At 54.3% G+C, this 6,558-nt stretch carries 8 protein-coding genes and 2 tRNA genes; 9 read left to right on the top strand and 1 reads right to left on the bottom strand.

The annotated features are described in order from the left end of the window. Positions 1-184: 184 nt before the first annotated feature. Positions 185-257 (top strand) — tRNA-Ala (locus tag QP503_RS03155). Between the two features lie 413 nt (positions 258-670). Beyond that, positions 671-744, top strand: a tRNA-Ile gene (locus QP503_RS03160). On the opposite strand, the gene QP503_RS08840 is transcribed toward QP503_RS03160, so the two are convergent. After that, positions 704-1,045 (bottom strand): helix-turn-helix domain-containing protein, encoded by a 342-nt coding sequence (locus QP503_RS08840; protein WP_350338037.1) that lies wholly within the window; start codon positions 1,043-1,045, stop codon positions 704-706. The genes QP503_RS03160 and QP503_RS08840 overlap by 41 nt on opposite strands. A gap of 98 nt (positions 1,046-1,143) precedes the next feature. Here QP503_RS08840 and QP503_RS08845 point away from each other — a divergent pair, with 98 nt between their 5' ends. The 7 genes from QP503_RS08845 to QP503_RS03190 form a co-directional block, all read left to right on the top strand. Further along, on the top strand, positions 1,144-1,413 hold the full coding sequence (locus tag QP503_RS08845) for a helix-turn-helix domain-containing protein (RefSeq protein WP_350338036.1): 270 nt from the start codon (positions 1,144-1,146) through the stop codon (positions 1,411-1,413). Between the two features lie 104 nt (positions 1,414-1,517). Further along, complete coding sequence (locus QP503_RS03165; RefSeq protein ID WP_285101237.1) at positions 1,518-2,609, top strand: hypothetical protein; 1,092 nt, start codon at positions 1,518-1,520, stop codon at positions 2,607-2,609. Positions 2,610-2,828: 219 nt separating this feature from the next. Further along, entirely contained in the window at positions 2,829-5,012 is a 2,184-nt protein-coding gene (locus QP503_RS03170) for a VaFE repeat-containing surface-anchored protein (protein WP_285101239.1), read from the top strand. Between the two features lie 228 nt (positions 5,013-5,240). Continuing rightward, positions 5,241-5,564: a hypothetical protein gene (locus QP503_RS03175; protein ID WP_285084259.1), complete on the top strand. Its 324-nt coding sequence runs from the start codon at positions 5,241-5,243 to the stop codon at positions 5,562-5,564. 74 nt (positions 5,565-5,638) lie between these two features. Further along, positions 5,639-5,872: a helix-turn-helix domain-containing protein gene (locus QP503_RS03180; RefSeq protein ID WP_285022692.1), complete on the top strand. Its 234-nt coding sequence runs from the start codon at positions 5,639-5,641 to the stop codon at positions 5,870-5,872. After that, a complete protein-coding gene (locus QP503_RS03185; RefSeq protein ID WP_285084260.1) occupies positions 5,869-6,150 on the top strand; it encodes a hypothetical protein in 282 nt (93 codons plus the stop codon). Before QP503_RS03180 ends, QP503_RS03185 begins: the two co-directional genes overlap by 4 nt. Next, the coding region (locus QP503_RS03190; RefSeq protein WP_285101241.1) for a helix-turn-helix domain-containing protein at positions 6,147-6,558 on the top strand (412 nt) is incomplete at its 3' end. The genes QP503_RS03185 and QP503_RS03190, both read left to right, overlap by 4 nt.

Genomic DNA, 6,558 nt, shown 5'->3' on the forward strand with positions numbered 1-6,558 from the left:
ACCTTTTGGACAGGCTCACCCGAACACCGGGTGAGCCTGTGTTCACTATGTGCGCTTCTCTACGCGCATTCGAAGGTCGAAGCGTTTGAGATCGGCGCCTCGTTCCTGAGTCTTCGTTTCCCGTTTTTCATCGTTGCCCGGTTTTTCATCGCTGCCCGTTGGGTGCTATGCTAAACGGGCACCTGGGGCTATGGCGCAGTTGGTAGCGCGTCTCGTTCGCAATGAGAAGGTCAGGGGTTCGAATCCCCTTAGCTCCACAAAATCGCGAGGTTGAACGTTGGTTCAGCCTCGCTTTTGTTTTGCCTAAGCCTGCTTCGGCAGCTGGTCGTGGTGCGAGAGGCGGTGCCAGGGGCGGAGCAGGATTGATGCCGAAGCTCGAAAAGCCCCGGTTGCCTGCGCACCTTGAGGCACAACGTGCGAGTGTCTGAACATGAAAATCGCGGAACCTCACGCGCACACAATACAGGCAACACTGACGTAAGGGAGCGTCCACGAGGCTAGCCGGAATCCGGCAGTGAACTGGTGCGAGCGGAAGTGCGTGGCCTCGTCAATGAGAGAAACGCGGACTTCATCGCGAAACTCGTTCCCGGACGAGGGGGCAAGTGAAAGCGCCGAGCCACGCGAGCGGGCGTGAACTGAAGGTGGCGTCTTGAGATGGTAGTCTTTGAGAGCCCCAATAGCTCAGTCGGTCAGAGCAACGGACTCATAATCCGTCGGTCGTCGGTTCAAGCCCGACTTGGGGCACTGCTCCAATAAGCTCACGCGCCTGACCTGAAAGGGGCGGGCGCTTTTCCCTTTCTTGCTCAACAATGATGCTGGGAAGAAGATCACCTAATGGCACATCAAGGAAGGCTGCTGTTCGCGCTAAGTCCGTGATTGTCCACGTTGTATCGCCTTTAAGTTTGCGCGAAGCGGTCGTTTGAGTAACGCCGAGGAATTCACCAAGAGCTGTTGCTGTCCGGTCGCGTCGCCGTAGCCAGATGCTGACCTGTTCGCCAACGATCTCGTTGGTGGTCATTGAAGCGAGAAAGTCATCGTTGTTCATGTGGTAAGGATAGCAAAAGTGTGCATCATGTGCAGGTATTACGAATCAATTTACTAAAACCGTTTGACGGTTAAGGTTTGGTTGTGCATACTTGAGACATGAAGAACCTGCGTCAAGTGCATAGAAACTCGAAAAGTATTGAGGTTTCTGAACGTTTGTTGAGTACTGCAGAGGTGGCTCGCGCTCTGCAAGTGTCAAGAAACAGTGTGACGGGTTGGATTAGCCGAGGGCAGATCACGGCAATTCAACTGCCGTCAGGTCAGTTCCGAATTCCCGAGTCTGAGGTTACAAAGGTTTTGGAACCCCTTGAAATACTGGGACATAGGGATTCCTCGCCGGTTGGTGATTCGCTTCAGCAGGCTGGGTGAGGTTTCTTGTGGTTGTGGAACCTGGCTGGCTTCGCCTCTTGTTGGGCGTTTGCTGTTTTAGTCTTGTTGGTGTCTAACGGTTGTTCGGGAAGGTGCGTCTGGCAATGAGTGATGAAACAGAGCTGAATGCGATGGGGGATTCTGAAGGGACTGTTCCTGATGAGGTGGCGTGTGCGTGGTGGAAGCGCCCGAGGATTGCTGTTCCTGTGGCAGTGGTGCTATTTGCGTTGGCTGGTGGGGGAGTGTACGCGGGTGTGAATGCGTATCAGACCCATCAAGCCTTACTTGCTTTCTCTTCGGCTGTGGAGGCGAACTCGGGGCAAGCAACAGTCTTGAGTGAAGCAGTAGCTCACGCTCAGGCGGTTCGTGATGAAGCGAATGCCCTGAACGAGGCGTCAGGGGATACTCCGGTCATTGCGCCTGCGTTGATTGAGTCTGTCGATGATGCTCTTTCGCGCGCTAGTGCTCTTGATTTGAGTAAGCCTGCCACGCCTGTTGATCGGGCAACTCTTGTTGCAATGGCTGAAGAGCTTGAGGCTGAGACAGCTAATACCGTGTCGATTCTTGACTCTTTGAAAACTGTAACTGACGCGGTTGAGGCGGAGCTTAACACTTGTGCTATGACAGCTTTCGACAAGGCGGTCGCTGACGCACAATCTGCTTTGAGTTCGGCGCAAGGGGTGCTTGATGGGTCGGACGGGAAAGTGAATGACAACAGTCTGCGTGACGCGCTTGCGACCGCGATTGATTCACTGACGAATCTACTTCCGTCCACTGATGAAGCCGGTGATGAGAGTCAATCGTCTTCGGTTGAGGGCGGGCGTGAAGAGGTAAAAGCAAAGACTGCCGAGATTGCTAGCGGGATCGAAGATCTCAACGCGAAGAGTAAGGCAGTCAGTGACGACCAGACTGCTTGGCAGCAGGCTCAGGACGCGCAAGCTCAGGCAAGCTCTACCTCGGCTGGTGGGGGAGCGTCCTATAGCGGTTCTTCTTACGACTACTCCGGTGGCGCTTACACGGGTGGTGGCTCGCCGTCAGATTATTCGGGCGGATCTTCCACTGATCTTGGAAGTTCGGGATATTGGTACAACCATAACTATCCGGAGTATGTGTATGACCCTGACGGTTGGCGGCATCACCAGATTCAACCCGATTCAAATGGTCACTATCAAACAACAGAAACGGTCATTCCGTGAATCGCTCTGAATTTCAAGCGCAGCACCGTGAGTAGTGTGCTGTAGCTCAGTAAGACTCCTGCCAACTGGGCGCTCCATGCCCTAGGAAAGCTGATCGCCTAGTTGGTGGGTTCCACATGTATTCCCATCAGTTGAAAGGAATTGATGATGGTGGATTCTTCTGTGCCTAGGGTGGCACACTACTCACGGCTGAGGTCTATCTTAGCCTGCCTTGCAGCGATGGTGGTTGTGTGTGCCTCGTTGATTGCTGCGTCTCCTGCTTCGCTTGCTGCGGGGTCGTGGGTGCGTGGCGTGCCGATTAACGGCCTGTCTGGCTGGCTGGGAACGTGGATTCCCTACACCGGCCAGCCTGTCCCTGGTTTGTGTATTCAGGCTGACGCGGTCAATCCTGCAGCAGAGGTGGTCGTATCGCCCAGTCAGTTGACGGTTCAGCCATCGCTTTCTCGTCCGGCTGATCTCAGCGTCGATATTCCGCAGATGGCGTACATCATGAAGTGGTACACGCCAACGTCGCTTGAGTTTTCCAATACTGACGTCGATGCGGCTGCAACAGCTTTCCTTGCTCACGTGAATTTTGAGAACTCGCGTAATGCTCAGGCGAACGTGAATACGCTTCTTGCTTCCGTTCCCCAAAACGTTCAAAACCGTGCTCGCCAGATGGTTGCTGAAGCAAAAGCATCGGGTGTCGTTGGCTGGCAGGCTGGTAGCGTGACGGGTGAGCGTATGCGCTTTGGCACTATCGACGGTATTGGTGTGAAGAATGGCGCTAATGCGTATGTTGCGGGTAAGCCGTTCACTATCACTTTGAATGGCCCGGCTGTCTTTGAAGCGAGTGGGACGAACACATATATGGGAACAACTGCGTCTGCGCCGGTTGGTGGTATTCAGTGGCGTTCAACCGCGAACGGCACGGTTTCCTATCATGTTGATTACGCAGACTTGGGTGCTTCTGCGCTTGGTTACGCGTCGCCTGGTGGTGGTCGCCAGGATGTGATCTGGTTTGATCAGGACAAGGGTCGTTCTGAGACGGTTGCGGGGCCGTCGTTTGATGTGATTTTTGATTTCCAGCCGATTGCTACGTCCAATGTGGGTACCTCTAAGGTGATTGACTCTACGACCTTGGTGGACACGATCACTGCTATGGCTGACCCGAATTATGGTGATGGCAAGTGGCTGGAAATTGACGGTCAGCCGGTTCCGGTTGTGTATGAGGGCACTGCCTATGCGTTGGGTGAAGAGCCGGTAGACCCCCGTGATGAGGTTCCCGCAGACGCAAAGGCGGTCGCGACTGCGTCGTTTACAGCAGAGGGGCCTGGTGAGCATACTGTCAATGTTGATGTGGCAGGCTTAGCACCTGGGTTTTACACGTGGGTCTGGAAGGTCGTCAAGGATACTCAGCCTGGCACGATTGGTGACCCGACGATTGACATTAAGGAATTGGTGCACGCCGACTGGCACGACCAGTTCGGGCTGGGCGATGAAACAACGTCATATCGTTTCAAGGCGAACGTGGATACCACTTTGTCGGTTCGTACCACCAAGTCGGGCTCGTACCTTGTCGACGACATGTTCGTCACCGAACTACCCGAGTCTCACCCGAACTTTACCGCTAGGGCTGGTTTTAAAGGTGACGAGCTGAAGTTCACTCAAAAGCTGTTGTTCTTCCCCCAGGGCCAGGCGGTCACTGACGAAAACGTTGCGGCTGCTGAAACGATCAGTGAAGTTCAGGTTGATGCGTCTAATGGTTTTAAGCCTTCTGTTGGGTCAACCAAGTTCAAAATGAAAGACGATACTCCTGGTACGTATGTGTTTGTCACCTCGTTTGCTGGCGATGATCGTGTTGCTCCGTTTACAACCTCTGTTACTGACAAGAGCGAGCAGTATGTTGTTGAGCCCAATCCGCCGACATTGAAGACCACCGCGACCGACAAGGCAGACGGTGATAAGAGCCTGGCTTCTTCGGGCATGGTCACGATCACGGACAAGGTGTGCTACACGAACTTAAAGGCGGGCAAGGAATACACCCTGACGGGCACGCTGATGGACAAAGCCACAGGTGAACCACTGATGGTTGAGGGCAAGCCTGTGACCGCCTCTAAGACGTTCACCCCACAGGAGTCTGACGGGTGTGAAAACGTTGATTTCACCATCGACGCCTCCATGCTGGTCGGCAAGACCACAGTCGTGTTCGAACGCCTCGAACACGACGGCCAGACCATCGCTGTCCACACTGACATCAACGACGAAGACCAGACAGTTAAGGGTGGGGATGAGGATCGTGGTTCGTCGTCTCGTGGCTTGGCTAAGACTGGTGCGCAGATTGCTGGCGTTGGTGGCCTTGCGAGCCTGGCTCTTGTCGGGGGCGGTGTAACGCTGGCGTTGAAGCGTCGTCGCGTCGCCTGAACCGTTTTCTTTGAGCTCTCGCCCTCATGCGCCTCTGTTCCTCCAAGGGTGGGCGTGTAAGGGTGAGGCCCTCTCACCTTTAATTTCAAGTGTGTAGCAGGCGTCGGCAGGCTATGCAGGTGGTGCTAGGGCATGAGGATGGGGGCGAGCAAACGAATTGCTCGCCCCCATTCGAGTACCTAGCACTCGATACATCGCTTAGCTACAAGCGATAGAAAGGCGATACCAGTGATATCGCAAACACCAGCTTATATCAATACACAAGATGCAATGAAGCGTCAAACGGCAACGTTTGTCGACATGCTTCAGTCTGTCAAGATTGGTGATTTAACGCCCTTAGAGCGCTCTCAAGCGGTCGAAGGGATCTGGCGCGATACGTGCGCGCATATTGATGAGGTCTGTGAGGCAAAACAAGCGCGTGGTCATCTAAGTCGCGAGACGGCTATTGAAGCGCGTGCGACATACAGGCGATTGCTCCTTATTGCGCTCAATCAGGCACTGAATATCGCTTTGCCTGGGAGTCGGTTTAATCCAATGCCTCAAGGCTCTTAAACGACTTGAGCGTGCCTGTATCCCCTCTTACTTTCTTTTTCTCGTTTAACGATGTGGAACGGAACTATCCTGCCATGAGTATTAAAGCTATGACGTGGGTCTGGGAACTCCAAGAACTCACGCAATCTGAAACACTCGTCATGCTCTCCCTGGCTGACGCTGCCAGAGACGATGGTGTCTGCTGGCCATCCCAGGCGGTCATAGCAAAAAAGTCGCGTATGAGCGTGCGTAATATCCGTCGAGTTATTAGTCGTCTGACGGATTCGGGCTGTTGGTCAGCCCGCTTGCTGTTAGGGGGCGTGTTGTGAGTGTTGAAGCGATTGAGTGGGCGTTTGGTTTAACCGACGGTATTGATGTGCTCGAAAAGCTGGTCTTGTTGTCTTTGGCTGATGATGCTGGTGAGGACGGCTGGGTGTTGTTGCGCTCGCTTGAGCGTCCAGCTCGCCGGTCGCGTTCAAGTGTTGATGATGTGAAAGGTGCTTTGGTCCATCTTCAACAGCGTGGGCTTATCGATCTGGGTGGCCCTATTGAAGCGAAGCGCTTTCCCATGTTGGGCCAGGTGATGGTGGGGAGTGATGGGCTGTGAGTTTCAGGGCTGTTGCGTGGGCGTTTGATCGGATTAAGGGTCTTGGTCAGGGCGAGAAGCTGGTGTTGTTGGCGTTGGCGGAGTTCGCTAACGACGAGGATGAGACCTGGCGTTCGCGCGAGGAGATTGCCAAGCGGGCGGAGTGTTCTTTGCGGAGTGTGGCGTCGCATTTAAAGACGCTGGATGAGTGTGGGCTCATTTCACGTGTTCCGCGTTATTCGTGGTGCGGGGATCAGTCGGGTGCGTGTGCGGATAAGTCCGCGCATAAGCACCGGTCGGGCACGACGTATCGTCTGCATTTGGAGGTGGAGGGTAACTTCGCTGAGTCTGCTGAGTCCACAGATGCAAATCTTGCACATGTGGACTTTTCGGCGGAATGTAGCGGTTGTGGCCACACATGCAAATCTT

This window comes from Pauljensenia sp. UMB0895 (genome assembly GCF_030218905.1).
In the GTDB taxonomy this organism is placed as follows: Bacteria; Actinomycetota; Actinomycetes; order Actinomycetales; family Actinomycetaceae; genus Pauljensenia; species Pauljensenia turicensis_A.